37 protein-coding genes are annotated in these 25,828 nt (G+C 33.7%); 2 read left to right on the top strand and 35 right to left on the bottom strand.

Annotation, left to right across the window (positions count from 1 at the left end; all coding sequences use genetic code 11):
- Positions 1–125 precede the first annotated feature (125 nt).
- The 35 genes from BLW23_RS08755 to rpsL all read right to left on the bottom strand — a co-directional run bounded on the left by BLW23_RS08755 (position 126) and on the right by rpsL (position 20,735).
- Positions 126–821: a hypothetical protein gene (locus BLW23_RS08755; protein ID WP_093668893.1), complete on the bottom strand. Its 696-nt coding sequence runs from the start codon at positions 819–821 to the stop codon at positions 126–128.
- Positions 822–907: 86 nt separating this feature from the next.
- Positions 908–1,390, bottom strand: coding sequence for a 50S ribosomal protein L17 (gene rplQ, locus BLW23_RS08750; protein ID WP_093668891.1), 483 nt, complete (start codon positions 1,388–1,390; stop codon positions 908–910).
- Positions 1,391–1,450: 60 nt separating this feature from the next.
- Entirely contained in the window at positions 1,451–2,443 is a 993-nt protein-coding gene (locus BLW23_RS08745; protein ID WP_093668889.1) for a DNA-directed RNA polymerase subunit alpha, read from the bottom strand.
- Positions 2,444–2,540: 97 nt separating this feature from the next.
- Positions 2,541–3,146, bottom strand: a complete 606-nt coding sequence (rpsD, locus tag BLW23_RS08740; RefSeq protein ID WP_093668887.1) for a 30S ribosomal protein S4 — start codon at positions 3,144–3,146, stop codon at positions 2,541–2,543.
- Between the two features lie 115 nt (positions 3,147–3,261).
- A complete protein-coding gene (gene rpsK, locus BLW23_RS08735; RefSeq protein ID WP_093668885.1) occupies positions 3,262–3,648 on the bottom strand; it encodes a 30S ribosomal protein S11 in 387 nt (128 codons plus the stop codon).
- A gap of 33 nt (positions 3,649–3,681) precedes the next feature.
- Entirely contained in the window at positions 3,682–4,047 is a 366-nt protein-coding gene (rpsM, locus tag BLW23_RS08730) for a 30S ribosomal protein S13 (RefSeq protein WP_093668883.1), read from the bottom strand.
- A 2-nt stretch (positions 4,048–4,049) separates the two neighbouring features.
- Positions 4,050–4,166: a type B 50S ribosomal protein L36 gene (ykgO, locus tag BLW23_RS08725; RefSeq protein WP_010181906.1), complete on the bottom strand. Its 117-nt coding sequence runs from the start codon at positions 4,164–4,166 to the stop codon at positions 4,050–4,052.
- 12 nt (positions 4,167–4,178) lie between these two features.
- Positions 4,179–4,394, bottom strand: a complete 216-nt coding sequence (infA, locus tag BLW23_RS08720) for a translation initiation factor IF-1 (protein ID WP_093668881.1) — start codon at positions 4,392–4,394, stop codon at positions 4,179–4,181.
- A gap of 1 nt (position 4,395) precedes the next feature.
- Entirely contained in the window at positions 4,396–5,721 is a 1,326-nt protein-coding gene (gene secY / locus BLW23_RS08715; protein WP_093669386.1) for a preprotein translocase subunit SecY, read from the bottom strand.
- Between the two features lie 14 nt (positions 5,722–5,735).
- Positions 5,736–6,185, bottom strand: coding sequence for a 50S ribosomal protein L15 (gene rplO / locus BLW23_RS08710; protein ID WP_093668879.1), 450 nt, complete (start codon positions 6,183–6,185; stop codon positions 5,736–5,738).
- 11 nt (positions 6,186–6,196) lie between these two features.
- Entirely contained in the window at positions 6,197–6,379 is a 183-nt protein-coding gene (gene rpmD / locus BLW23_RS08705) for a 50S ribosomal protein L30 (RefSeq protein WP_093668877.1), read from the bottom strand.
- 11 nt (positions 6,380–6,390) lie between these two features.
- The gene (gene rpsE, locus BLW23_RS08700) at positions 6,391–6,912 is read right to left on the bottom strand and encodes a 30S ribosomal protein S5 (protein WP_410529750.1); all 522 of its coding nucleotides are present in this window, start codon (positions 6,910–6,912) and stop codon (positions 6,391–6,393) included.
- A gap of 11 nt (positions 6,913–6,923) precedes the next feature.
- A complete protein-coding gene (gene rplR / locus BLW23_RS08695; protein WP_093668873.1) occupies positions 6,924–7,274 on the bottom strand; it encodes a 50S ribosomal protein L18 in 351 nt (116 codons plus the stop codon).
- A 20-nt stretch (positions 7,275–7,294) separates the two neighbouring features.
- Positions 7,295–7,840, bottom strand: a complete 546-nt coding sequence (gene rplF, locus BLW23_RS08690; RefSeq protein ID WP_093668871.1) for a 50S ribosomal protein L6 — start codon at positions 7,838–7,840, stop codon at positions 7,295–7,297.
- A gap of 15 nt (positions 7,841–7,855) precedes the next feature.
- Positions 7,856–8,254, bottom strand: coding sequence for a 30S ribosomal protein S8 (gene rpsH, locus BLW23_RS08685; RefSeq protein WP_093668869.1), 399 nt, complete (start codon positions 8,252–8,254; stop codon positions 7,856–7,858).
- A 306-nt stretch (positions 8,255–8,560) separates the two neighbouring features.
- Entirely contained in the window at positions 8,561–9,685 is a 1,125-nt protein-coding gene (locus BLW23_RS08680) for an acyltransferase family protein (protein WP_093668867.1), read from the bottom strand.
- A gap of 204 nt (positions 9,686–9,889) precedes the next feature.
- On the bottom strand, positions 9,890–10,561 hold the full coding sequence (locus tag BLW23_RS08675) for a LytR/AlgR family response regulator transcription factor (protein WP_176829781.1): 672 nt from the start codon (positions 10,559–10,561) through the stop codon (positions 9,890–9,892).
- A 291-nt stretch (positions 10,562–10,852) separates the two neighbouring features.
- A complete protein-coding gene (gene rpsN, locus BLW23_RS08670) occupies positions 10,853–11,122 on the bottom strand; it encodes a 30S ribosomal protein S14 (RefSeq protein WP_093668863.1) in 270 nt (89 codons plus the stop codon).
- A gap of 4 nt (positions 11,123–11,126) precedes the next feature.
- Positions 11,127–11,675 (bottom strand): 50S ribosomal protein L5, encoded by a 549-nt coding sequence (gene rplE, locus BLW23_RS08665; RefSeq protein ID WP_093668861.1) that lies wholly within the window; start codon positions 11,673–11,675, stop codon positions 11,127–11,129.
- A 2-nt stretch (positions 11,676–11,677) separates the two neighbouring features.
- A complete protein-coding gene (gene rplX, locus BLW23_RS08660; protein WP_093668859.1) occupies positions 11,678–11,986 on the bottom strand; it encodes a 50S ribosomal protein L24 in 309 nt (102 codons plus the stop codon).
- A 13-nt stretch (positions 11,987–11,999) separates the two neighbouring features.
- Positions 12,000–12,368 carry a 50S ribosomal protein L14 gene (gene rplN, locus BLW23_RS08655; protein ID WP_093668857.1) on the bottom strand — a complete coding sequence of 123 codons (369 nt, stop codon included), beginning with the start codon at positions 12,366–12,368 and terminating at the stop codon, positions 12,000–12,002.
- Between the two features lies 1 nt (position 12,369).
- Positions 12,370–12,627: a 30S ribosomal protein S17 gene (rpsQ, locus tag BLW23_RS08650; protein WP_093668855.1), complete on the bottom strand. Its 258-nt coding sequence runs from the start codon at positions 12,625–12,627 to the stop codon at positions 12,370–12,372.
- A gap of 18 nt (positions 12,628–12,645) precedes the next feature.
- Complete coding sequence (gene rpmC / locus BLW23_RS08645) at positions 12,646–12,837, bottom strand: 50S ribosomal protein L29 (RefSeq protein WP_093668853.1); 192 nt, start codon at positions 12,835–12,837, stop codon at positions 12,646–12,648.
- Positions 12,838–12,848: 11 nt separating this feature from the next.
- Positions 12,849–13,280: a 50S ribosomal protein L16 gene (rplP, locus tag BLW23_RS08640; protein ID WP_093668851.1), complete on the bottom strand. Its 432-nt coding sequence runs from the start codon at positions 13,278–13,280 to the stop codon at positions 12,849–12,851.
- A 19-nt stretch (positions 13,281–13,299) separates the two neighbouring features.
- On the bottom strand, positions 13,300–14,019 hold the full coding sequence (gene rpsC / locus BLW23_RS08635) for a 30S ribosomal protein S3 (RefSeq protein ID WP_093668849.1): 720 nt from the start codon (positions 14,017–14,019) through the stop codon (positions 13,300–13,302).
- Between the two features lie 11 nt (positions 14,020–14,030).
- The gene (rplV, locus tag BLW23_RS08630; RefSeq protein ID WP_093668847.1) at positions 14,031–14,435 is read right to left on the bottom strand and encodes a 50S ribosomal protein L22; all 405 of its coding nucleotides are present in this window, start codon (positions 14,433–14,435) and stop codon (positions 14,031–14,033) included.
- 10 nt (positions 14,436–14,445) lie between these two features.
- Positions 14,446–14,724, bottom strand: coding sequence for a 30S ribosomal protein S19 (rpsS, locus tag BLW23_RS08625; RefSeq protein WP_093668845.1), 279 nt, complete (start codon positions 14,722–14,724; stop codon positions 14,446–14,448).
- A gap of 6 nt (positions 14,725–14,730) precedes the next feature.
- Positions 14,731–15,555 (bottom strand): 50S ribosomal protein L2, encoded by an 825-nt coding sequence (gene rplB / locus BLW23_RS08620; protein WP_093668843.1) that lies wholly within the window; start codon positions 15,553–15,555, stop codon positions 14,731–14,733.
- 11 nt (positions 15,556–15,566) lie between these two features.
- Positions 15,567–15,857 carry a 50S ribosomal protein L23 gene (gene rplW, locus BLW23_RS08615; RefSeq protein WP_093668841.1) on the bottom strand — a complete coding sequence of 97 codons (291 nt, stop codon included), beginning with the start codon at positions 15,855–15,857 and terminating at the stop codon, positions 15,567–15,569.
- A gap of 8 nt (positions 15,858–15,865) precedes the next feature.
- Entirely contained in the window at positions 15,866–16,495 is a 630-nt protein-coding gene (gene rplD, locus BLW23_RS08610; protein ID WP_093668839.1) for a 50S ribosomal protein L4, read from the bottom strand.
- On the bottom strand, positions 16,495–17,112 hold the full coding sequence (rplC, locus tag BLW23_RS08605) for a 50S ribosomal protein L3 (RefSeq protein ID WP_093668837.1): 618 nt from the start codon (positions 17,110–17,112) through the stop codon (positions 16,495–16,497). The genes rplD and rplC overlap by 1 nt, the downstream gene beginning before the upstream one ends.
- A 299-nt stretch (positions 17,113–17,411) precedes the next feature.
- Positions 17,412–17,717 (bottom strand): 30S ribosomal protein S10, encoded by a 306-nt coding sequence (gene rpsJ / locus BLW23_RS08600; protein WP_075342599.1) that lies wholly within the window; start codon positions 17,715–17,717, stop codon positions 17,412–17,414.
- A 5-nt stretch (positions 17,718–17,722) separates the two neighbouring features.
- The gene (gene fusA / locus BLW23_RS08595; protein ID WP_093668835.1) at positions 17,723–19,840 is read right to left on the bottom strand and encodes an elongation factor G; all 2,118 of its coding nucleotides are present in this window, start codon (positions 19,838–19,840) and stop codon (positions 17,723–17,725) included.
- A gap of 5 nt (positions 19,841–19,845) precedes the next feature.
- Positions 19,846–20,322, bottom strand: a complete 477-nt coding sequence (gene rpsG / locus BLW23_RS08590) for a 30S ribosomal protein S7 (RefSeq protein ID WP_093668833.1) — start codon at positions 20,320–20,322, stop codon at positions 19,846–19,848.
- Between the two features lie 32 nt (positions 20,323–20,354).
- On the bottom strand, positions 20,355–20,735 hold the full coding sequence (rpsL, locus tag BLW23_RS08585; RefSeq protein ID WP_093668831.1) for a 30S ribosomal protein S12: 381 nt from the start codon (positions 20,733–20,735) through the stop codon (positions 20,355–20,357).
- Between the two features lie 341 nt (positions 20,736–21,076).
- On the opposite strand from rpsL, the gene BLW23_RS08580 reads away from it, so the two are divergent.
- Both BLW23_RS08580 and BLW23_RS08575 read left to right on the top strand, forming a co-directional pair.
- Positions 21,077–22,522, top strand: a complete 1,446-nt coding sequence (locus BLW23_RS08580) for a BamA/TamA family outer membrane protein (RefSeq protein ID WP_143032131.1) — start codon at positions 21,077–21,079, stop codon at positions 22,520–22,522.
- Positions 22,523–22,646: 124 nt separating this feature from the next.
- Complete coding sequence (locus tag BLW23_RS08575) at positions 22,647–25,820, top strand: SusC/RagA family TonB-linked outer membrane protein (RefSeq protein ID WP_093668828.1); 3,174 nt, start codon at positions 22,647–22,649, stop codon at positions 25,818–25,820.
- Positions 25,821–25,828 lie beyond the last annotated feature (8 nt).

Raw genomic sequence — 25,828 nt, 5'->3', positions numbered from 1 at the left:
GTATATAAATACTTCGCTGGTATTATGATTAAACAGATTTTTAAATCGATCTATTAGATTGTACTACAATATTAGAAACAATATGTTTAATTAAATCTTTACAGATTAAAACATTTTTAATACGCTTATAAGGTAGTTAAGTATTTTTTTAGGCTTTCAATCTTTTTAAAGGATAGTTTGTTTTTCTTGTAAAAACGCTCTATTGATTTCCTTTCTTCTTCTGATTGTGCTACTACTTTTAAGATGCTTTTCTTTTTCAGTTTGATCTCAGTTAGAATCTCTTCATTTTGAAAGTACAGCTGGCTCTTTTTTACATATTTATCAGACTTCCTACTTAACATGGGATTGACCGATCCTTCAATAATCCCAAGAAACGTGTATTTATATAAAGCATAATCTTCAACGTTTAATAACTCCTCCGCGATTCTATTCTGCCCATCAATATTTACAAATTTAAAACTCGATTTACCAATTCTAACTTTTCCGATTTTATTGCTATCGAAAGTGAAGAGAGAGTCCAAACCTTTTCCAAAACGAGCAACGAAAATATTCGCGGATAAATTAATATTTATACTTTTTAAAGTAAGCTCCTTTTTATCTCTCGTATGAAATACTCCAGTGTTAGACCAATTTTCAAAAAGGAATACTGACCCTTCAATACTTCTTGAAGGGTTGTTCACCCATGTTGAACTTCCATACTGGGTGTTTATGGCGTATATTCCCATTTTTAGGGCTTCATTATTTAAAATAACATTATCATTATCTTGTCCCTTTATATAAAACGAAGAGAACAACAACATAACTATCATTAAATTTCTCATGATCAATCATTTAGTGTGATTCTCAAAAATAACAAAAAAAGGGATAAACATATGTTTATCCCTTTTTTAAATACCTAAAAATTAGACTATTCCTCTTCTTGAGAAGTTTGAGTTTCAACTGCTGCAGGAGCTGCTTCAGCATTCTTCTTTCCACCTCTTCGACTACGACGAGTAGACTTTTTAGCTTTATTTCCTTTAGGATCGTATAACTCGTTGTAATCAACTAATTCAACCATAGCCATAGGAGCGTTATCTCCTTGACGGTTTCCTAACTTGATAATACGAACATATCCACCTGGTCTATCAGCTACTTTTACTGATATCTCTTTGAAAAGCTCAGTAACTGCAAATTTATCACGTAAATAACTAAACACAATACGACGATTGTGAGTTGTATCCGCCTTTGATTTAGTAATTAAAGGCTCAACAAATTTACGTAATGCCTTAGCTTTAGCAACAGTAGTGTTGATTCGCTTGTGCTCTATTAAAGAACAAGACATGTTCGCTAACATAGCTTTTCTATGCGCAGTTTTTCTTCCTAAATGATTGATTTTCTTTCCGTGTCTCATGACATTTGGCTTTATCTTTCATCTTGCTGCAACTCATCATAAGGAGCAAAATATGAAAGGTTAATCTCTATCTAATTTGTATTTGCTTAAATCCATTCCAAAATTCAACCCTTTGTTATGCACTAACTCTTCTAATTCAGTTAATGACTTCTTACCAAAGTTTCTGAACTTCATTAAGTCACTTTTGTTAAATGATACTAGGTCTCCCAAAGTATCAACTTCTGCAGCTTTTAAACAATTTAATGCTCGAACTGACAGATCCATATCAACTAATTTTGTCTTTAACAACTGACGCATGTGTAATGATTCCTCATCATATGTTTCAGTTTGTGCAATTTCATCCGCCTCTAAAGTGATACGCTCATCAGAGAATAACATAAAGTGGTGGATTAAAATTTTAGCAGCTTCTGTTAAAGCGTCTTTTGGGTTAATTGAACCATCAGTATCAATATCGAAAACAAGTTTTTCGTAATCAGTCTTTTGCTCTACACGGAAATTTTCTATAGCATATTTTACATTCTTAATAGGAGTGTAAATTGAATCTGTAAAAATCGTCCCTAATGGAGCTCCAGCTCTTTTATTTTCTTCAGCTGGTACAAAACCTCTACCTTTTTCGATAGTAATTTCAGCGTTCAAATTCACTGATTTATCCATATTACAAAGTACCAAATCTGGATTTAATACTTGAAAACCTGAGATAAATTTCTGCAAATCACCTGCCGTTAACTGCTCTTGTCCTGAAATAGCAATAGAAACAGTTTCTCTATCAGATTCTTCAATTTGTTTCTTGAAACGAACCTGCTTTAAGTTTAAGATGATTTCTGTTACATCTTCCACTACTCCCTCTATTGTTGAGAACTCATGATCTACTCCATCAATACGTAATGATGTAACTGCAAATCCTTCTAAAGATGATAATAATACTCTCCTTAAAGCGTTACCAACTGTTAATCCAAAACCTGGCTCTAGTGGTCTAAATTCGAATCTTCCTGTAAAATCAGTAGATTCGACCATTATTACTTTGTCAGGTTTTTGAAAGTTTAAAATTGCCATTTGTTTTCTTCGTTTTAATTGTTATTCAGTTGCGCGGTTTATAAGATTGAAGAAATTCCAACAAACCCTTTGGCTAAATACCAATATGATTAATTTATTACTTAGAATATAATTCTACGATTAACTGCTCTTTGATGTTTTCTGGAATCTGAAGTCTTTCCGGAGCTTTAATAAAAGTACCAGCCTTCTGATCAGAATTCCAAGATAACCATTCATAAACACTACTATTAGAAGCTAATGCGTTCTCTATAGCTTCTAAAGATTTAGACTTTTCTCTTACCGCTACTACATCTCCAGCTTTTACGCTATATGATGGTATGTTAACGATTTCACCATTAACAGTAATGTGACGGTGAGAAACTAACTGACGTGCACCTCTCCTAGAGTTAGAAACACCTAAACGATAAACAACGTTATCTAAACGAGATTCACATAATTGAAGTAAAACCTCACCTGTAATCCCTTTAGAAGAAGATGCTTTTTTGAATAAGTTACTAAATTGACGTTCTAAAACACCATAAATATATTTAGCTTTTTGCTTTTCACTTAACTGAATAGCATATTCAGATTTCTTACCTCTTCTCTTTCCTGATCCATGCTGTCCTGGAGGATAATTTCTTTTTTCAAAACTTTTATCCTCTCCGAAAATTGCTTCTCCAAACTTACGAGCAATTTTAGTTTTTGGTCCTGTATATCTTGCCATTTCTATATTATTAAGCAGGGATTATGAATTAAGGCGTATTCCTTCGATAATCGTTCTCCTGCTAGGTTAAAATTTATATTACTTTAAAATAAATATAAACTGAAATTACTTCAGCTTATACTCTTCTTCTTTTAGGTGGACGACACCCGTTATGAGGAATTGGAGTTACATCAATGATTTCGGTTACTTCTATCCCTGAGTTGTGAATAGCACGTATCGCCGACTCTCTACCATTTCCAGGTCCTTTTACATATACCTTAACTTTACGTAATCCAGCTTCTTTTGCTACAGAAGAACAATCTTCTGCTGCTAATTGTGCTGCATAAGGAGTGTTTTTCTTTGATCCTCTGAAGCCCATTTTACCAGCTGATGACCAAGATATTACATCTCCTTTTTTATTTGTTAACGATATAATGATGTTGTTAAATGATGCAGTTACGTGTGCTTCACCAACTGATTCAATTACAACTTTACGTTTTTTTGTTACTTTAGACTTTGCCATAATTCATTACTATTAGTAAAAATAACCTAGTGATTATTTTTTCTTGTTAGCTACAGTTTTTCTCTTACCTTTTCTCGTACGAGAGTTATTTTTAGTTCTCTGACCTCTTAAAGGTAAACCAAGTCTGTGACGGATACCTCTTTGACATCCGATATCCATTAAACGCTTAATGCTTAATTGAACTTCAGAACGTAACTCACCCTCAATAGTGTAAATTCCAACTTGCTCACGAATTGCTGCAATTTGATCATCTGTCCAATCTTGAACTTTGATGCTCTCATCTATTTTAGCATTTGCTAAAACTTCTTTAGCTCTGCTTCTTCCTATACCAAAGATGTAAGTTAAAGCGATAACGCCTCTCTTATTCTTTGGAATATCAATACCTGCGATTCTTGCCATAACTACCCTTGTCTTTGTTTAAATCTAGGATTCTTCTTGTTTATTACATATAATCTGCCCTTTCTGCGAACAATTTTGCAGTCGGCACTTCTTTTCTTTAATGATGCTCTTACTTTCATCAGTTTTGTTTTTTAATATCTGTAAGTAATTCTTGCCTTCGATAAATCATACGGACTCATTTCAAGTTTTACCTTATCACCAGGTAATAACTTAATATAGTGCATTCTCATTTTTCCTGAAATGTGAGCCGTAACAATATGTCCATTCTCTAATTCTACACGAAACATAGCATTTGATAATGCTTCGGTTATAGTTCCATCTTGTTGAATTGCTGCTTGTTTAGCCATATTATTTTAATGATTTTCTGTTGTTACTATTTCCTGACTTCATTAAACCATCGTAACGACTGTTTAATAAGTACGAGTTAATTTGTTGAATTGTATCAATTGCAACACCTACCATAATGATTAAGGATGTTCCACCGTAAAACATTGCCCAGTTTTGAGTAACTCCAAACTTTACAATAATTGCTGGTAAAATAGATAAAGCCGCTAAGAATAAAGATCCTGGGAATGTTATTTTAGATAACACCGAATCTAAATAGCTTGCCGTTTCTTCTCCTGGTTTATATCCAGGAACAAAACCATTACTTCTCTTTAAATCTTCAGCCATTTTATTCGTAGGAATTGTAATCGCTGTATAAAAGTAACTAAAGACAATAATTAAGATAGCAAATATAACGTTATACCATAAACCGAAATTATCAGCTAAACTATTTAATGCTGGATATTTTTGACCTAAAGCTACTGGTAAAAACATAATAGCTTGAGCAAATATAATTGGCATTACACCCGCCGCATTTAACTTTAAAGGAATGTACTGTCTAGCGCCATCTACTTCCTTTATATTCGTTACTGCAGTACGACGAGCGTACTGAACAGCAACTTTACGAACGGCTGTTACTAATAACACGGTTAATAAAATTACTACAAACCAAACAATTAGTTCTATTAAGATCATCATGATACCACCACCACCAGCGTTTTCTGTTTTTGATACAACTTCTTGTAAAAATGCTACTGGGAAATTAGCTATAATACCAACAGTAATTAATAACGAAATACCGTTACCAACACCTTTATCAGTAATACGCTCACCCAACCACATAGCAAAAATAGTACCTGCTGTTAGTAAAGTCATTGATGACACCCAGAAGGTAGCTCCTGAAACTAGGAATGCTGCATCTGGTAAACCAAATTGTGTTTTGATAGCTGTAATATAAGTTGGTCCTTGAACCAAAGTGATTAAAATGGTTAGCCATCTAGTAATTTGAGTAATCTTTTTTCTACCACTCTCTCCATCTTTCTGTAGCTTTTGTAAATACGGTACCGCAATACCCATTAACTGAACAACAATAGATGCAGAAATATATGGCATAATACCAAGTGCCATTACTGACGCTCTAGCAAATGCCCCACCTGTAAATGCGTTTAATAAACCTAAAAGACCACCTCCAGTTTGGTCTTTTAATGCTGCTAATTGAGTTGGATCTATTCCAGGTAAAGGAACAGCCGCCATAAATCTATATACAGCAATTAAACCAATGGTTAAAAGTATTTTTTCTTTTAACTCTTCAATCTTGAAAATGTCTCTTAAAGTATTTATAAAATTCATCATTTACAGTTTTCTTATAAGGTAACCGCGTCACCACCAACTGCTTCTATTGCAGCTTTTGCTGATGCAGTAAATTTATGCACAGTAATATTCAATTTAGTCTTTAACTCTCCATTCCCTAATATCTTTACTAGGTCATTTTTACGAGCCAAACGGTTTTCTACTAATATGTCTAAAGTAACAGTATCAGTTATTCTACCCTTGTCTACTAAATTTTGTAATTTATCTAAATTAACACCAACATATTCTACTCGATTTCTGTTAGTGAATCCAAATTTTGGTACACGTCTTTGAAGAGGCATTTGACCACCTTCAAAACCTACTTTACGAGAATATCCTGAACGAGATTTAGCTCCTTTATGACCTCTTGTAGAAGTACCTCCGTGACCAGAACCTTCTCCACGAGCGATTCTTTTACCGCTTTTAGTAGATCCTGATGCTGGTTTTAAGTTATGTAAACTCATTTTATAATATCTTATTTAATTTCTTCAACAGAAATTAAGTGTTTAACTTTATTTACCATCCCCAAAATTGTAGCCGATGCTTCGTGCTCTACAGTTTGGTTGATTTTACGTAAACCCAACGCCTCTAAAGTTCTTTTTTGATTTTTAAGGCGACCAATTTGACTTTTTACTTGTGTAACTTTAATTTTACTCATCGTCTTAAATTTTATCCGTTAAAAACTCTCTCTAAAGAAATTCCTCTTTGCTTAGCGATAGTCTCTGCACTACGTAATTGTAACAATGCATCGAAAGTAGCCTTAACCACATTATGAGGGTTAGAAGAACCTTGAGATTTTGATAATACGTCTTTTACTCCTACAGATTCTAAAACTGAACGAACAGCTCCACCTGCGATAACTCCGGTACCATGTGATGCTGGCTTAATGAAAACCCTAGCTCCACCAAATTTACCTTTTTGCTCATGAGGTAAAGTACCATCTAAAAGAGGAATGCGAACTAAATTCTTTTTAGCTTCTTCAACTGCTTTTGCAATTGCAGACGAAACGTCTTTAGACTTTCCTAATCCGTGACCTACAACTCCACTTCCATCACCAACAACAACAATTGCAGAAAAACCGAATGCTCTACCACCTTTAGTTACCTTAGTAACACGTTGTACGCCAACTAATTTATCTACAAGCTCTAATCCGCTTGGTTTTACTCTTTCTACGTTTTTATATCCTAACATAATATAATTTCTTAAAATTTTAAACCAGCTTCTCTTGCAGCGTCAGCTAATACTTTTACTCTTCCGTGGTATAAATAACCGTTACGATCAAAAGCAACAGTTTCCACTCCAGCTTTAACAGCCTTTTCAGCAATAGATTTCCCAACTGCTGTAGCTGCCTCTACTTTAGAGCTAGATGAAACCTCTTTATCTCTTGATGAAGCTGATACTAATGTAACTCCAGCAACATCGTCAATTAATTGAGCATAGATCTCTTTATTACTTCTAAAAACAGATAACCTTGGCTTTTGAGCAGTTCCAGTTATTATTTTTCTTATTCTATACTTAATACGTTGTCTTCTTTCAAGCTTTGATAATGCCATAATAATATTTCTCTTATTTATTATGCAGATTTACCTGCTTTTCTTCTTAATACTTCTCCTACAAACTTAATTCCTTTTCCTTTGTAAGGTTCTGGCTTACGGAATGAACGAATTTTAGCGGCAACTTGACCTACTAATTGCTTATCATGTGAAGTTAACTTTATGATTGGGTTCTTACCTTTTTCAGAAACCGTCTCTATTTTAACTTCTGGAGCTAATTCTAAAACTATGTTATGAGAAAAACCTAAAGCTAAATCTAATTTTTGACCTTGATTTGAAGCTCTATAACCAACTCCAACTAACTCTAATTCTTTCGTATAACCTTTGCTAACTCCTTCAATCATATTATTGATTAAAGAACGGTATAAACCATGCTTAGCTCTGTGCTCTTTAGTTTCTGATGGTCTTTCAACTGTAATAGTACCATCTTCAACTTTTACAGTAATATTAGAAGTTAACTCTTGCGTTAATTCTCCTAATTTACCTTTTACTGTTACCACGTTATCGTTTACTTTAACTTCAACACCTTGTGGCAATGCGATTGGATTTTTTCCTATTCTACTCATTTTACAAACGTGTTTTTAGTAAACGTAACATAATACTTCTCCCCCTACGTTTTCTTGACGAGCTTTCTTGTTAGTCATTACACCTCTCGATGTTGACACAATAGCAATACCTAAACCGTTTAAAACTCTAGGCATTTCTTTAGCTCCCACATACTTACGTAAACCTGGCGTTGAAACTCTTTGAATCTTTCTGATAACTGACTCCTTTGTTGATCTGTCGTACTTTAAAGCTATCTTGATTGAACCTTGTACAGATTCATCATTGAATTGATAACTTAAAATGTACCCTTGATCGAACAAAATTTTGGTCATCTCCTTCTTCAGCTTTGAAGCAGGAACCTCAACAACTCTGTGACCTGCACCGATTGCATTTCTCACTCGAGTTAGAAAATCCGCGATTGGATCTGTGTACATAATTAATTAATTTGCGGTTTTGGTTTTTAGTAATTTCTATAGTACCTACGACTTATCGTAATTACTAAACCTGAAACCAGTTAATATTTATTTTTTGTTTTTATGACAATTATGCTCTAAAAAATGAAACCTTTTTACATAAAATTTCATTACAAGGCGTAATTACCCCATAAAAAACAGAGTGCAAATATACATAAAGTTTTCGAAAAAAAAAGGCTTTTACCAATTATCAGTTTGACTATTAATTTATTGTCAATTCGTATTACATAGGTACAAATCTTGAACACAATCAAGCATGCTATATTTTTAGTTTTTTAGCACTGTTTTTTTTTCTTTCATACCAAATAAAAAACGCATCCATTTAAACGGATATACACACAATAAATAAATTGCTGTTATTACAAAGAATGAGCTAATACTTAAAACAACTATCTTTACCGATATATCTGCTTTAATTTTTAAAACATAATATCCAATAGCAATTATTACCGTTTGATGTAGCATATAGAAAGGATATACAGCTTCGTTAAGTTTATATAATAATTTACTTCTTTTATTTAAAAATATTTGCCCATACCCTAAACAACATATTATGACAGACCAAGAAACTAAAGAACAGGCAATATACCACAAGTGCCATCTCGTTGTTAAAGAAAAATAAGGAGAAACATACTCATTAGGAATATAATAATAACCATAGAAAATTAAACTGCACAATAATGATATAATTAAATTTCTCCTCCTATTTTTCAATAGCACCTTCCATAAGCTCTTAGTACTTGAAATAACTATTCCACTTGCATAAAAGAAACTGTAGTATAACGTTGTCGAGGGATTCGTGAAACTTTTAGAATCACTTGGAAAATAATGTTTAGTTATAACCCTTATTACTATTAACAAAGTTACCCATAAAAACAAGCCGTAGTTAGTTGTTACTTTCCGTATGTACCGCTTTATTTTAGCACTTCTATTCGAATTAAAAAAAACTATAAATGGAATAAAAACCAAAGACATCAGAAAAAGATTCTCAATAAACCAAAGATGATTGACTTCCAGTTTACTCATGATAGTTGGATATTCAATAAGAAAACTTTCGTGCTCATTCAAGAATTCGAAATAAATTTGAGGCGGTACTAATACCAATACTCCAAAAATCAATGGAATTAACAATCTTTTACTTCGCTCTTTCATAAAACTCAACCAGTTCCTCTTAGAAAACGCATACACTGTTCCTATTCCAGATACCAAAAACAACAAGGGTAATCTAAACTGTTCAAAATACACCATAGTGTCATCTAATACTTTACTCGATTCTTCATTTATAATATGAAATCCATCTCCATTAAAAGGCATTAATACATGATGTAAAAAAACCGCAAAAACCGAAATTACACGTAACCAATCCAAATCGTACCTTCTTATTTTATCCATTTTAAAAAATTAAATAGTTTTTACGAAAATAGATACATGAAATCCGTTTAGCCCAGTATTACGGCTATTTGGGACAAATAGCATAAAATATGTTACTAATATCAAGTAGCTCTAAAAATCCAAGAATATATAGTTCCTCTTACTATAATTAGATTATAAATATAGCCCTAATTACAAACTAAATTTGATTATTAACAGTATAAATTAATTATTAATGGTTCTATTCTTCTTATCAAATTCAATAATCATTGCTCGAGAAACGGGTACTATTTCCTTAAAATTTCTAATTAAAACTTTATAGCCTTGTGAGCTTCTTTCTACTGATTGGACTACTTTTAGATTTAAAATAAATGAACGATGAGTTCTAAAGATAAATTTATAGGAACACAATTGATCCTCTAAACTCTTTATGGTCATTCTTTTTAACATTACATCATTATTTAGAACAATCTTTACATAATTTTTATCCGACTTGGCGCAAACAAACTCATTAATATTTAAAACAAAATCATCTAACCTTACTTGTGTTTTTATTGCTATTTCATTTGATACAAAAGGAATAGAGTCCTTACTAAACATCCCCTCTTTTTCCTTTGACTCCTTTTTTAAATTTAATCTTTTAGCATTAATAGACGTAATTATAAAAATTAAAAGACCTCCTACTAAGATTGTATTTCTAACTTCCTCGTATAAATATCTTAAAGACCAATTATCATCTTTATCATAAATAAAATCTCGTATTAAAAACTGAAACACTCCTATTATTATTATTAAAGTCAATAAGAATCCAAATTCATCTTTTATTCTCCATGTTTTACCATTAGTTCTGAATAATTGTAAAACCAATACTAGTATAAAAAAAACTACAAGCGACAACAAAGAATGTATTAAAGAAACCAGAAAAAAACTAAACTTAAGTTCACCTTGATTAACTTCAAACGGCTCAAAAAAAATGCTAAAACAAACAGACAACAACAAAACTAATCCCCCTATAATTATCGTGTTTCTTAAATTATAGTAATATGGATACACTCTGTTTAAGTATGTCGTAATATTGTTTTTCATATGTCCTCAAACATACGAAATGTCAATTATTGTTTAATCGTTACAAAACAAAAAGGCCATACTTTAACAGTATGACCTTTTTTATATAATAAAATAAATATTTTACCAGCTTGCTTTCTTAACTCCAGGAATTAACCCTTGGTTCGCCATTTCACGGAAAGTTACACGTGAAATACCAAACTGACGCATATATCCTTTTGGACGTCCAGTTAATTTACAACGGTTATGCTTTCTAACCGGTGAAGCATTTTTCGGTAACTTTTGTAAGCCTTCATAGTCTCCAGCTTCTTTCAAAGCTTTTCTCTTTTCAGCGTATTTCTCTACCGTTTTAGCTCTTTTGCGCTCACGCGCTTTCATTGATTCTTTAGCCATCTTATTAATTCTTTTTAAATGGTAATCCTAATTCTGCTAATAATGATTTCGCTTCTTTATCAGTTCCTGCAGATGTTACAAATGTAATATCCATTCCACTAATTTTTTTCACTTGATCAATATTAATTTCTGGGAAAATGATTTGTTCAGTAATTCCTAAATTATAATTACCTCTACCATCAAAACCATTAGCTATACCGTTGAAATCTCTAACACGCGGTAAAGAAGCAGTGACTAAACGATCTAAAAACTCGTACATAACATTACCTCTTAACGTAACCTTTGCTCCAATAGGCATTCCTTTACGTAGTTTGAAGTTTGCTACATCTTTTTTAGATATAGTTGAAACTGCTTTCTGCCCAGTAATTGTAGTCAATTCCTCAATAGCATATTCAATTAATTTCTTATCAGCTATAGCTGCACCTACCCCTTTGCTTACAACGATTTTTTGTAATTTTGGCACTTGCATTAGATTGTTATAACCGAATTCTTCAGTAAGAGCTTTTACAACTTTGCTCTTGTACTCCTCTTTTAATCTTGGTACGTAACTCATGGTTATATTGCTTTATCTGATTTCTTTGAAAATCTTACCTTCTTATCTCCATCAACTCTGTAACCTACTCTAACTGTTTCACCGTCTTCAACAAGTGCAACGTTAGAAATGTGTAATGAAGCTTCTTTTTTTACGATACCTCCTTGCGGATTAGTAGCACTAGGTTTAGTATGCTTAGAAACCATATTAACCCCTTCAACTACTAGTCTGTCCGTATCTTTAAGTATACTTAATACTTTACCTTCAGCCCCCTTGTGGTCTCCAGCGATAACTTTAACAGTATCTCCTGATTTGATTTTAAACTTCTTCATCTTATCTTCGATTTTAAAGCACTTCAGGTGCTAATGATACTATCTTCATAAATTGTTTCTCACGTAATTCACGAGCCACAGGTCCGAAAACACGAGTTCCTCTCATTTCCTCAGTTGGATTTAATAACACACATGCGTTATCATCAAATCTGATATATGATCCGTCTTTACGTCTAACTTCTTTCTTAGTACGAACAACAACTGCACGAGATACTTGACCTTTCTTTACAGTTCCGTTTGGAGTTGCAGACTTTACCGTAACTACGATTTTATCTCCAACGCTAGCGTAACGCTTTCTTGTTCCTCCTAAAACTCTAATTACTAAAACCTCTTTGGCACCAGTATTGTCTGCTACTTTTAATCTTGATTCTGTTTGTAACATATTATTTAGCTCTTTCTAGGATTTCTACTAATCTCCAACGCTTAGATTTACTTAATGGACGAGTTTCCATTATTTTAACAGTATCACCTTCGTTGCAATCGTTATTCTCGTCATGTGCAACATACTTCTTCGTTTTCAAAACGAACTTTCCGTACATTGGGTGCTTTACTCTCTTTACCTCGCTTACCACGATAGATTTCTCCATCTTATTGCTAGATACAACACCTATTCTCTCTTTTCTAAGATTTCTTTTTTCCATCTTTAAAACTGACTAGAATTATTGTAATTCTCTTTTAGTTAACTCTGTAGCAATTCTTGCCACAGTTTTTCTTAAGGTACGTAACTCTAAAGGATTCTCCAATGGAGTTATAGCATGAGCCATCTTAAGATCAGTATAATTTTTCTTCAACGCTCCAAGCTTATCTTGTAAATCAGCTGTTGATAATTCTTTAATTTCTGATTGTTTCATTGTTTCTAGAATTAAGCGTTAAAATCAAAATCTCTTGCGATGATAAACTTAGTCTTCACCGGAAGTTTTTGAGCTGCTAAGCGTAAAGCTTCTTTAGCTACTTCCATTGGCACACCACCAATTTCAAACAAGATTCTTCCAGGTTTAACTACTGCTACGAAATGATCAGGTGCACCTTTACCTTTACCCATACGTACTTCTAATGGCTTCTTAGTAATAGGTTTGTCTGGAAATATTTTAATCCAAAGTTGCCCTTCTCTTTTCATATAACGAGTTGCCGCGATACGAGCTGCTTCTATCTGACGAGAGGTAAGTAAGTTTTGATCTAGCGATTTAATCCCAAACATTCCATTTGAAAGTTGAGTTCCTCTGCCAGAGTTACCACTCATATTACCCTTGCCCTTCTGAACTTTACGAAATTTTACTCTTTTTGGCTGTAACATGTCTAATTTCTTTTAAAAATTATTTTCTTCTACGAGGTTGACGCTTTCCTCCACCTTTGTTAGAGTTATTACCTTTTTGCTTAGATAATCCAACTAACGGAGATAATTCACGTTTTCCATAAACCTCACCTTTCATAATCCATACTTTCACACCGATTCTTCCGTATGTAGTATGAGCTTCATTAAGTGCATAATCGATATCCGCTCTAAAAGTAGAAAGAGGAATTCTTCCTTCTTTATAATGCTCAGAACGCGCCATTTCAGCACCATTTAAACGACCAGATATTTGAATCTTGATTCCTTCTGCATTCATTCTGATTGCAGCGGCAATGGCCATCTTAATAGCTCTCTTATAAGAAATTCTGTTTTCGATTTGACGTGCTACACTAGCAGCTACTAAATTCGCATCTAGCTCAGGACGTTTGATTTCAAAAATATTAATTTGAACCTCTTTTCCTGTAATCTTCTTAAGCTCTTCTTTTAACTTGTCTACCTCTTGACCTCCTTTTCCGATAATAATACCAGGACGTGCAGTAGTGATAGTAACGGTTACAAGTTTTAAAGTACGCTCGATAATAACACGTGAAACACTTGCTTTAGATAATCTAGCATCAATATACTTTCTTATCTTATTGTCTTCAGCAATTTTATCTCCGTAGTCATTTCCACCATACCAGTTAGACTCCCATCCTCTGATGATTCCTAAACGATTTCCTATTGGATTTGTTTTTTGTCCCATTTCTACTTTGATTAATTACTTTTATTTTTACTTCCTAACTCTAAAGTAACGTGATTAGAACGTTTTCTAATTCTATGAGCACGTCCTTGTGGAGCTGGTCTTAATCTTTTTAACATTCCAGCGCTATCCACAAAAATAGATTTCACGAATAATCCAGCATCTTCAATACTCGCACCCTCGTTCTTCGCTTGCCAGTTAGCAATCGCAGATAATAACAACTTTTCTAAGTTGCGAGATGCTTCCTTTGGACTAAACTTTAAGATTTGTAAAGCTTTTTCAACTTCAACACCTCTTACTAAGTCCGCTACTAAACGCATTTTTCTTGGTGATGTAGGACAGTTAGTAAGCTTAGCGAAAGCTTTTTGCTTTCTAGCTTCTTTTAACTGCGTTGCCATGTTTTTTTTACGACTTCCCATAATTTCCTACTTATTTTTTACCTTTATTTTTTGCACCAGCATGTCCTCTAAATGAACGAGTTGGTGAAAATTCTCCTAATTTATGACCTACCATGTTTTCAGTTACGTATACTGGAACAAACTGACGTCCGTTATGCACGGCAATAGTTTGTCCAACGAAATCAGGAGTAATCATACTTGCTCTAGACCAAGTTTTAATAACTGATTTACTTCCAGATTCAACGTTAGTTAAAACTTTTTTCTCTAATTTATAGTGAACGTAAGGTCCTTTTTTTAATGATCTTGCCATGACTTATTATTTCTTTCTACGTTCTATGATATACTTATTACTAGCTTTAGTTTTAGATCTAGTCTTAAATCCTTTAGCTGGAATACCGTTTCTAGATCTTGGGTGACCTCCAGAAGAACGTCCTTCACCACCTCCCATTGGGTGATCAACTGGGTTCATTCTTACTGCATTAGTTCTAGGTCTTCTTCCTAACCATCTGCTTCTACCAGCTTTACCTGATACAATTAATTGATGATCTGAGTTAGACACAACCCCTATAGCTGCCTTACATGTTAACAAGATTAATCTTGTTTCACCTGAAGGTAACTTTACTGTAGCATACTTACCATCTCTTGCCATTAACTGTGCAAAAGATCCGGCTGAACGGGCCATAACAGCTCCTTGACCAGGACGTAATTCAATACATGAAATTGTTGTTCCCAAAGGAATATCACTTAAATACATTGAATTTCCTAAGTCTGGAGTAGCTTCTTTACCAGAAACTATTTTTTGACCTACTTTTAATCCGTTTTGAGCGATTATATAACGCTTTTCTCCATCAGCATAAACAACTAATGCAATAAATGCAGTACGGTTTGGATCGTACTCAATAGTTTTAACTGTTGCAGGTATACCGTCTTTATCTCTTTTAAAATCGATAACACGATATTTCTTTTTATGACCACCACCTATGTTACGGGTAGTCATTCTTCCTTGACTATTTCGACCTCCAGATCTTTTTTTCGAAGCTAATAAAGATTTCTCCGGCTTATCAGTAGTAATGGTGTCGAACCCATTTACAACTCTAAAACGCTGACCTGGTGTTATTGGTTTTAATTTTCTAACTGACATTCTAAATTGTCTTAAAGATTGTTATAAAAATCAATTGATTCACCTTCTGCTAACTGTACAATTGCTTTTTTGTATCCACTGGTTAATCCAGAAACTAAACCTTTCTTAGTATATTTAGTTTTTCTCTCTGCTGGCTGGATTAAGGTTCTTACAGATTTAACTGCAACACCATAAGCTGATTCAACTGCACCTTTAATTTCTAACTTGTTAGCTTTTTTATTCACAACAAATGCATAACGATTAAATACTTCGCTATCTTTTGTTGCTTTTTCTGTAATAATAGGTTTTATTAAAATACTCATTTCTTTCCCTATTTACTTAAATTAGATTCAATTCCTTCTAATGAACTTTCAGTAATTACAACTTTACCTGCGTTTAACACGCTGTAAGTGTTAATTCCTGTTGCATCTACAACCTTAGAATTTTTCAAGTTACGAGACGATAAGTATACATTCTTATTCTCATCACCTAAAACAAATAAAGACTTCTTAGCGTCTAATTCTAAAGCTTTTAATACATTAACAAAATTCTTAGTTTTTGGAGCTTCGAAATTGAAGTCTTCAACTACTACTAAATTGTTATCGTTTGCTTGAATACTTAAAGCTGATTTACGAGCTAAACGCTTTAAGTTTTTATTTAATTTGAAAGAATAGTTTCTTGGTCTTGGACCGAAAATACGACCACCACCTCTAAACACAGGAGACTTAATACTTCCTGCACGAGCAGTACCAGTTCCTTTTTGTTTTTTAATCTTTCTTGTACTACCAGTAATCTCACCTCTTTCTTTAGACTTGTGAGTACCTTGTCTTTGATTTGCCAAATACTGCTTTACATCTAAATAGATAGCATGATCATTTGGCTCTATTCCGAATACTTCGCTAGAAAGTTCAACTTTTCTACCAGTATCTTTTCCTGTGATATCTAATACTGCTACTTTCATTATTTCTCGATAGTTACATAAGAGTTCTTGTGACCTGGAACGGCACCTTTAACAACTAAAAGATTCTTTTCAGGAACTACTTTTAATACTCTTAAATTTTGAACTTTAACTTTATCTCCTCCCATACGTCCTGCCATGCGCATTCCTTTGAATACTCTTGCAGGGTATGAAGCTGCACCAATCGAACCAGGTGCTCTTAAACGGTTATGTTGACCGTGAGTTGCTTGTCCAACTCCAGCAAAACCATGACGTTTAACAACCCCTTGAAATCCTTTACCTTTAGAAGTTCCAGAAACATCTACGAACTCTCCTTCAGCAAATAATTCAACAGTAAGTGAATCACCTAATTTGTGATTTCCATCAAAACCTTGAAATTCAATAACTCTTCTTTTTGCAGATGTACCAGCTTTTTTAAAGTGACCATCTAAAGCTTTGTTAGAGCTTTTCTCTTTTTTGTCATCGAAACCAAGTTGTAAAGCGTTATAACCATCAACCTCTTCGGTTCTGACTTGGGTAACAACGCAAGGACCCGCTTCGATTACCGTACAAGGAATATTTTTCCCGTTCTCATCGAATAAACTGGTCATTCCAATTTTTCTTCCAATTAACCCAGACATATTTGTTTGTTTTCTGACGTTAGATATATTATTATCCAGCGCGTCAATTAATAATTACTTATTTGAAACTAAAGTTTCATTTTTAAAATCCCCTTCAAAAGTCGCTCAAAAAAAAAGAGTCTAAAACACTCTTAGCTCTTTATAAGTGTTTTTACCGTTTTTCCTTCGCGAAACCCTCAGGACATGTTCATTGAATTAACAATTCAATGCTTTGTTTATACACACTGAACCTAAATTCGGTGTGCAAAAGTAAAAAAAACTTTCGGTTTAACAAAATTAAACCGAAAGTTATGAGATACTTATACTTTTATTTCAACTTCAACCCCACTTGGTAACTCAAGTTTCATTAAAGCATCAATAGTTTTTGATGAAGAACTATAGATATCTAATAAACGCTTGTAAGCAGATAATTGAAATTGTTCTCTAGATTTTTTGTTTACGTGTGGTGAACGTAATACAGTAAAAATCTTTTTATGTGTTGGTAAAGGTATTGGACCGTTAACTACAGCTCCAGTACTCTTTACAGTCTTTACGATTTTTTCAGCAGATTTATCAACTAAATTATAATCGTAAGATTTTAATTTTATTCTAATTTTTTGACTCATTTTGATTAACCTTTAGCGTTTGCAATTACCTCTTCCGATATATTTGATGGTGTCTCTGCGTAATGAGAAAATTCCATGGTAGAAGTTGCTCTACCAGAAGACATCGTTCTTAAAGCCGTCACATATCCAAACATTTCAGATAAAGGAACTAATGCTTTCACAACTTTAGAGCCAGCACGATCACTCATATCGTTAACCTGACCTCTTCTTCTATTCAAGTCTCCTACGATATCTCCCATATTTTCTTCAGGAGTTAACACCTCTAGTTTCATTAATGGCTCCATTATTTTAGCTTTTGCAGCTTTTGCCGCTGCTTTATAACCTAATTTAGCCGCTAATTCGAATGATAATTGATCTGAATCAACAGGGTGGAAAGATCCATCTCTCAATGTAACTTTCATCGAATCCATTTCATATCCAGCTAAAGGACCATTCTTCATCGCCTCTTTAAATCCTTTCTCAACAGACGGTACAAATTCCTTAGGAACATTCCCTCCTTTGATTACTGATTCAAATTGCAATCCTTGAACATCTTCATCAGCAGGCTCCATAGTAAATACAATATCAGCAAACTTACCACGTCCACCAGATTGCTTTTTATAAACCTCTCTATGATCAGCAGCAGCAGTAATTGCTTCTTTATACTCAACCTGTGGTTGACCTTCGTTAACTTCTACTTTAAACTCACGTTTTAAACGATCAACAATGATATCTAAGTGTAACTCACCCATTCCAGATATAATAGTCTGTCCTGAAGCTTCGTCAGTTCTTACAGTAAATGTAGGATCTTCTTCGGCCAATTTAGCTAAAGACATTCCTAATTTATCTACATCAGCTTTCGTTTTAGGCTCAACAGCAATACCAATTACTGGATCAGGAAAGTCCATAGATTCTAAAACAATTGGATTCTTTTCATCCGATAAAGTATCTCCTGTTTTAATATCTTTAAAACCAACTCCTGCACCGATATCTCCTGCTTCAATATAATCGATTGCATTTTGCTTATTCGAATGCATTTGGTAAATACGAGAAATACGTTCTTTTTTACCTGAACGGTTATTTAACACATATGAACCTGCATCTAAACGACCAGAGTATGCACGGAAGAAAGCTAAACGCCCTACAAAAGGATCTGTAGCAATTTTAAACGCTAATGCAGAAAAAGGTTCTTTCGCATCTGGTTTACGAGTTTCTTCATCTCCGGTATCCGGATTCGTTCCAATAATATTATCTCTATCTACAGGTGAAGGTAAATAACGACAAACAGCATCTAATAAGAATTGTACTCCTTTATTCTTAAATGAAGACCCACATACCATAGGAATGATAGACATATCCATTACAGCAGCTCTAAGTGCAGCGTGCACTTCTTCTTCTGTAATAGAATCTTCATCCTCCATATATTTTTCTAACAAATCTTCGTCATAAGCAGCAACCTCTTCGATTAACTTACCACGTAGCTCTCTAGCTTCATCCTTCAAATCTTCAGGAATATCAACGATATCAAAAGTTGAACCATAGTTCTCATCATGCCATACAATAGCACGGTTCTTAACTAAATCAACGATACCTTTAAAATCAGATTCGTCACCAATATTTAATACGATTGGCACTGCATTAGACTTTAACATATCTTTTACCTGTTGACAAACAGCTAAAAAATTAGCCCCTTGACGGTCCATTTTGTTAACAAAACCGATACGAGGTACTTTATAGTTATCAGCTAAACGCCAGTTAGTTTCTGACTGAGGTTCAACTCCGTCAACTGCAGAGAATAAGAATACTAAACCATCTAATACACGTAATGAACGGTTTACCTCAACAGTAAAATCAACGTGACCAGGAGTATCAATAATATTAAAGTGATATCCTTTTGCATCAGAAGTCGGCTCTCCATTTTCAGTTGGGAACTGCCATGTACAAGTTGTTGCTGCAGAAGTAATTGTAATACCTCTTTCAGCCTCTTGCTCCATCCAATCCATTGTTGAAGCACCATCATGCACCTCACCAATTTTATGAGACACTCCTGTATAAAAAAGGACACGCTCAGTAGTTGTAGTCTTACCTGCGTCAATGTGCGCAGCAATACCAATATTTCTTGTGTATTTTAAATCTCTACTCATGTTTATTAAAATCTAAAGTGTGAGAATGCTTTGTTTGCTTCAGCCATTTTATGAGTATCCACTCTTTTCTTAACGGCAGCACCTTCTTCTTTAGCAGCTGCTAAAAACTCTGACGCCAAACGTTGTGCCATAGTCTTCTCATTACGCTTACGAGCGTATGAGATCATCCATTTAATAGCCATAGATACTTTACGGTCTGGACGAATTTGCATTGGAATTTGGAATGTTGCACCACCAACACGACGAGAACGAACCTCCACATGTGGCATTACATTTGACAAACCATCTTTCCATATTTCTAAAGCCGACTTCTCCTCGTCAGTCTTCTTTTCATTTACGATATCAATTGCATCGTAAAAAACTTTGAATGCTACAGATTTTTTACCGTCCCACATTAAGTTATTCACAAAACGTGTTACTAACTGATCGTTAAATCTTGGGTCCGGTAAGAGAACTCTTTTTTTAGCTCTTCTTTTTCTCATGTCTTTACATTAAAAAAGTTACTAATTATTTTTTACTTTTTGTCTTTTGGGCGTTTTGCACCGTATTTAGATCTACGTTGAGTTCTTCCATCAACTCCCGCAGTATCTAATGCTCCACGTACAATATGATATTTCACCCCTGGTAAATCTTTTACCCTTCCACCTCTAACTAATACTATCGAGTGCTCCTGAAGATTATGTCCCTCACCTGGAATATACGCGTTAATTTCATTACCATTTGTTAATCTAACACGAGCAACTTTACGCATTGCTGAGTTAGGTTTTTTCGGTGTGGTAGTGTAAACACGCGTACAAACTCCACGTCTTTGAGGACATGACATCAAAGCAGCCGATTTACTCTTCTTAGTTATTTTGGTTCTTCCTTTACGAACTAATTGTTGAATAGTTGGCATACTAAATAATTACTATTTTTCGTTGTACTTAAATAATTTCTCTTATTTTTAAGAGACGGCAAATGTACAATAATTTTCTAATTATTCAAAAATCAACAAGTTATTTTTAAACATCGTAACAATTTTATAGCAATTCATTTAAATTGAACTTTCTTAAATATACTTTTTTATCTGTGTTAAAATTCCATAAAAAAAAATACGCAACAATCCTTCTGCTACTTATTCAAGGCCTCCTCTTTTCACAAGAGTACTCTTTGGTTCTCACCAGCAATATTCAGGCAGAAAAAAAAATAATAGAAGATATTTTTTTTTCTAAAAAACATTCTTCGGAAAAAAGTATTATGACTGAAATTTCATTAATCAAAGATAAACTCAATAAAAAAGGCTTTTTTAAAGTTTCTCATCAACTAAAAAAACAAAGTAACTTATACATCTGTCGATTAAATTTAGGTAAGAAAATTACAATAGCAGTTATTAATGATGGAGACAATCCAAGAACTTTGAATGTACCCCATTTAGAAGAATATATTTTATCCAAACAGCATGAACTCGATAAAAAAGGCGAGTCTTTCTCTGAAATAAAATTGTCAAATATTACTATACGAAAAGATACTCTATTCGCTCGTCTCTATATAAAACGAAGACAAATACGTTATATTGACAAAATAATAATTAAAGGATATAAAGATTTCCCTACATCATATTTAAAGAACTTCCTTAATATCAAAAAGAAAACAGCAGTAAGCAAGGGTAAATTAAAACATTTATCGGAACAATTAAAAACTTTAGAATTTGTAACGGAAACAAAACCACCTCAATTATTATTTAGTAAGGATTCAACTTTTATTTTCTTCTATCTGAAAAAGAAAAGTAAAAATTACTTTGACGGGTTTATAAACGCTTCTCCAAGAAACAACACAATAAAGTTTAATGGACAACTTTCTCTCGGTTTAAGCAACATCTTTAATCAAGGCGAAAGTTTTAACTTAAACTGGAATTCAAATACAGATAACACCTCTTTCAACATTAATATAAAAACACCATTCCTATTTAATAGCCCAATAACACCAGAACTTATCTTCAATATTTTCAAACAAGACTCTACGTTCTTAAACTCTGAAGTTAAAACAAAGCTTTCCTATCAAATATCGGCTAAATCTATTATATCTATAAACTACGAGTCAAACACATCTTCTAACCTTTTAGATAATGAAAAAACGAATGTAAATTCATTCACCAACTCTTTCTACGGTCTTTCTTATAGAACAACTATAAAAGATAGAGCGTTTGCTTTTTCAGAAGACTCTTTTTTAAAAACCTCCTTACTATTCGGTTCCAGAAATTCAAATAATACCAAAGCGAATCAAATCAAATTTATAGTTCATGCTCAACACCTTCAAAAATTATCAAATAAAGGCTCTTTACTCCTTCAATCTCAAATCGGTTATCTTGAATCGGACTCTTATCTCGAAAATGAATTATTTAGAATTGGTGGTCCACTTTCTATAAGAGGCTTCTTACCTAACAGCATCCCTTCTTCCAAATACCTTATTCTTAAAACACAATACAATTACCTTATCAACGAAAAAACTCAAATTTATCCACTTTTTGACCTAGCGCAATACTATTTTAATAAATCAAACAATCTTCTTTCTACTGGAATAGGTTATTCGCAATTAAGAAACAACACATTAATCAACATTGAATATGCCATTGGGAAAGGCAATCAAGAAAGCTTTAACTTCAACAACTCTTTCTTATCTATCAAAGTCCTAACCTATTTTTAAATTCTTACCTAAGACCAAGTAAAACCAAGGAATGTTAATTAATATTAACACTTAATTAACTAATTTGTTGTTTTTTTAAGTTTTATTTAAGACTTTTAACACCATAAATTTAAACAATTAAGCAATGAAAACAAAGTTTAATGGGATTTTAACGCTCTTCTTTGCGTTGTTTGTGCAGATTTCTTTCGCACAAGAAAAAACAATTTCAGGTACTGTTTCTGATGAAAGTGGACCTCTTCCTGGAGTTACAGTATTAAAAAAAGGCACTACACAAGGTACTGAAACAGACTTTGACGGAAAGTATTCGTTAAATTCCAAATCAGGTGATGTTTTAGTTTTCAGTTTTGTAGGAATGACAACTGTTGAAAAAACGGTTGGTGCCTCAAACACAATGAATGTAACTATGGAAGGAGACAACATCCTTGATGAAGTAGTGGTTACAGCCTTAGGTATTAAAAAGGACACCAGAGCTGTTGGTTACGCAGTCCAACAAGTTGGTGCCGAAACTATAAACAATTCAAATGCGAACGACGCAATATCTGCCTTAACAGGTCAAGCATCTGGGGTACAAGTTATAAACGCTTCTGGTTCTGCCGGTGCCGGTAGTAGAATTGTAATTAGAGGTCAAACTTCTCTTAACGGAGATAACCAAGCTCTGCTTATCGTAGATGGTGTAAGAATCAATAACTCTCAGTTTAATACTGAATCTAGAGTTGCTGGTGTTGCAGGATCAAACAGGGGTATGGATATTAACCCAGCCGATGTTGAATCTATTAACGTTCTTAAAGGTGCCGCTGCTGCTGCATTATACGGTGTTGAAGGAGGTAATGGTGTAATTGTAATTACCACAAAAAAAGGTAAATCTGGAAAAATTAAGGTTAACCTTAGATCGAATGTTACTTTTTCTGAAGCTAATAGATTTCCTAAACTTCAAAACACCTTCGTTCAAGGTAGTAATGGAGTTTGGAGTGGTCCAGAAACTGGAACTAGTGGTAGCTGGGGTCCAAACAAAGATAATTTATACTGGGATGGGTCTTCATATGACTATGACAAAAACGGTAGGATTGTTGTAGGAAACACGACTGGATCATTAAAAAAATTCCAACCTTATGACGTTTTAGAAGTTTTCCAAACTGGAGCAACTTTTGAAAACTCGGTTTCTTTATCAGGAGGTGGAGAAAAAACAACTTTCAGAATGTCTTATTCTGACTTTAAAGAAGAAGGTATTATTCCTAAGAATGAATTTAATAGAAGAACGTTAAATTTCTCAGGATCAGCTAAAGTAAATGACAGACTAAATGTTACTTTATCTGGTACCTATACCAACTCCGATTCTTATAGAATTCAGCAAGGTAGTAATACTTCAGGTATTATGTTAGGGCTTTTAAGAACACCTAATTCTTTTGACAACTCAAATGGCTTTTCTAACGCAGATAATCAAGTTTCTGCTTATGAATTTGAAGATGGATCTCAAAGAAATTACCGTGGTGGTGGTGGATATGACAACCCATATTGGGTAATCAATAATACTCCCTACACTGATGAAGTAAACAGGTTTACTGCAAGTTTAGGTATTGACTATAAAGTAACGGACTGGATGAGCTTCAACGCTAATATTGGTCTTGATACTTATGCTGACACAAGAAAACAGTTTTTTGATATTGGATCAAGAACATCTCCAGCAGGTACTATATTCTTAGATGATTATAACTACAGACATATGGATAGTTACTTCAACTTAAATGGAAACTTCGATGTTACTGAAGATTTTAATATGGGATATATTTTAGGGGCTAACATTTATTCCGAACAATATACTAGAAACTATACCCAAGGAGACGATCTTGGTATTAAAGGGTTTGATAACATAACAAATGCTTCAACAGTAATTGCGGATCACGATTTGTTTAGAGAAAAGAACATAGGTTTTTATGGTCAACTCGACTTTAACTATAAGAGAATGTTATACCTAACTGTAACAGGAAGACAAGATTACTTATCAACACTAGAAGACCCTGTTAACTTTAATTTAGACGATCTTGCCTTATTCTACCCTTCAGCCAACCTAGGATTCGTTTTCTCTGAGCTAACAGGAGAAGATAATTTCCTTAATTTTGGTAAATTAAGATTATCTTGGGCACAAGTTGGTGCTGGAGCTCCTTCTCCATACGCAACTTCTACAGCTTACGAAACAGCTTCTTTCAGCGACGGATGGGCCAATGGATACAACTTCCCATATAGTGGGAATGCTGGTTTCCAAATCGACAATACCTTAGGCAACAATAATCTTGTTCCTTCGACCGTAACATCTTATGAAATCGGGACAGATTTAAGAATGTTCAACAACAGAATCACTTTAGATTTTGCATACTATAATAGACTTGCTGAAGATCAAATTTTAGCAGTACCAATCGCAAACTCTACTGGATATACTTCAAGCTTCTTAAACTCAGGAGAGCTGGAAACTACTGGATACGAAGCCACTATTAATGCTAAAATTATTGACAAAGAAGATTTTAAATGGAATCTTGGAATTAACTTTGATAAGAGTGAAACGATTGTAAATAAATTAGCCGATGGAGTTGAAAACCAATTTATAGGAGGATTTGTTATTTACAACATACCAGGTGAAAGATATGGTCAAATTTTTGGTGGATCTTTCTTACGTGATGATAACGGTAATATTCTTATTGACGATGATCCTAACAGTGCTAATTATGGTTTACAAATCGCTGACCCTGATTTAAAGGTTATTGGTGATCCTACACCCGATTTTACGCTGGGATTCAATAATACTTTTACCTATAAAAACTGGTCATTGAACTTCTTGCTAGAATGGAAAGAAGGAGGAGAAATGTGGAATGGAACCGAGTGGGCTTTAAGTTTCTTCGGTAGATCAGAAATTACAGAAAACAGGGGCGAGCAATTAGTTATTGAAGGAGTTAAACAATCTGATGGATCTCCTAATGATATTGTTGCTACAATTGACCAATACTACTATCAATCAAGTGGATTAAGTGGTTTTGGTAGCGTTGACGAGGCCTTTATTCAAGATACTTCTTGGATAAGACTAAGAACATTAAACCTAAGTTATGATTTAACTCAAGATCTTAATAGCAGCTATTTCGATAGTATCATTCTAACATTTAGTGGTAATAATTTATGGCTTGACACTCCTTATAGAGGTGTTGATCCTGAAACAAGTTTAACTGGTGCTGGAAGTAACGCACAAGGAGTAGATTATTTCAACAACCCAGGAACTAAGTCTTTTGGTTTCGGTGTAAATGTAACTTTTTAAAAAACGAA

The organism is Tenacibaculum sp. MAR_2009_124 (assembly GCF_900105455.1).
In the GTDB taxonomy this organism is placed as follows: domain Bacteria; phylum Bacteroidota; class Bacteroidia; order Flavobacteriales; family Flavobacteriaceae; genus Polaribacter.
This window is presented reverse-complemented; position numbering and strand designations above follow the sequence as displayed.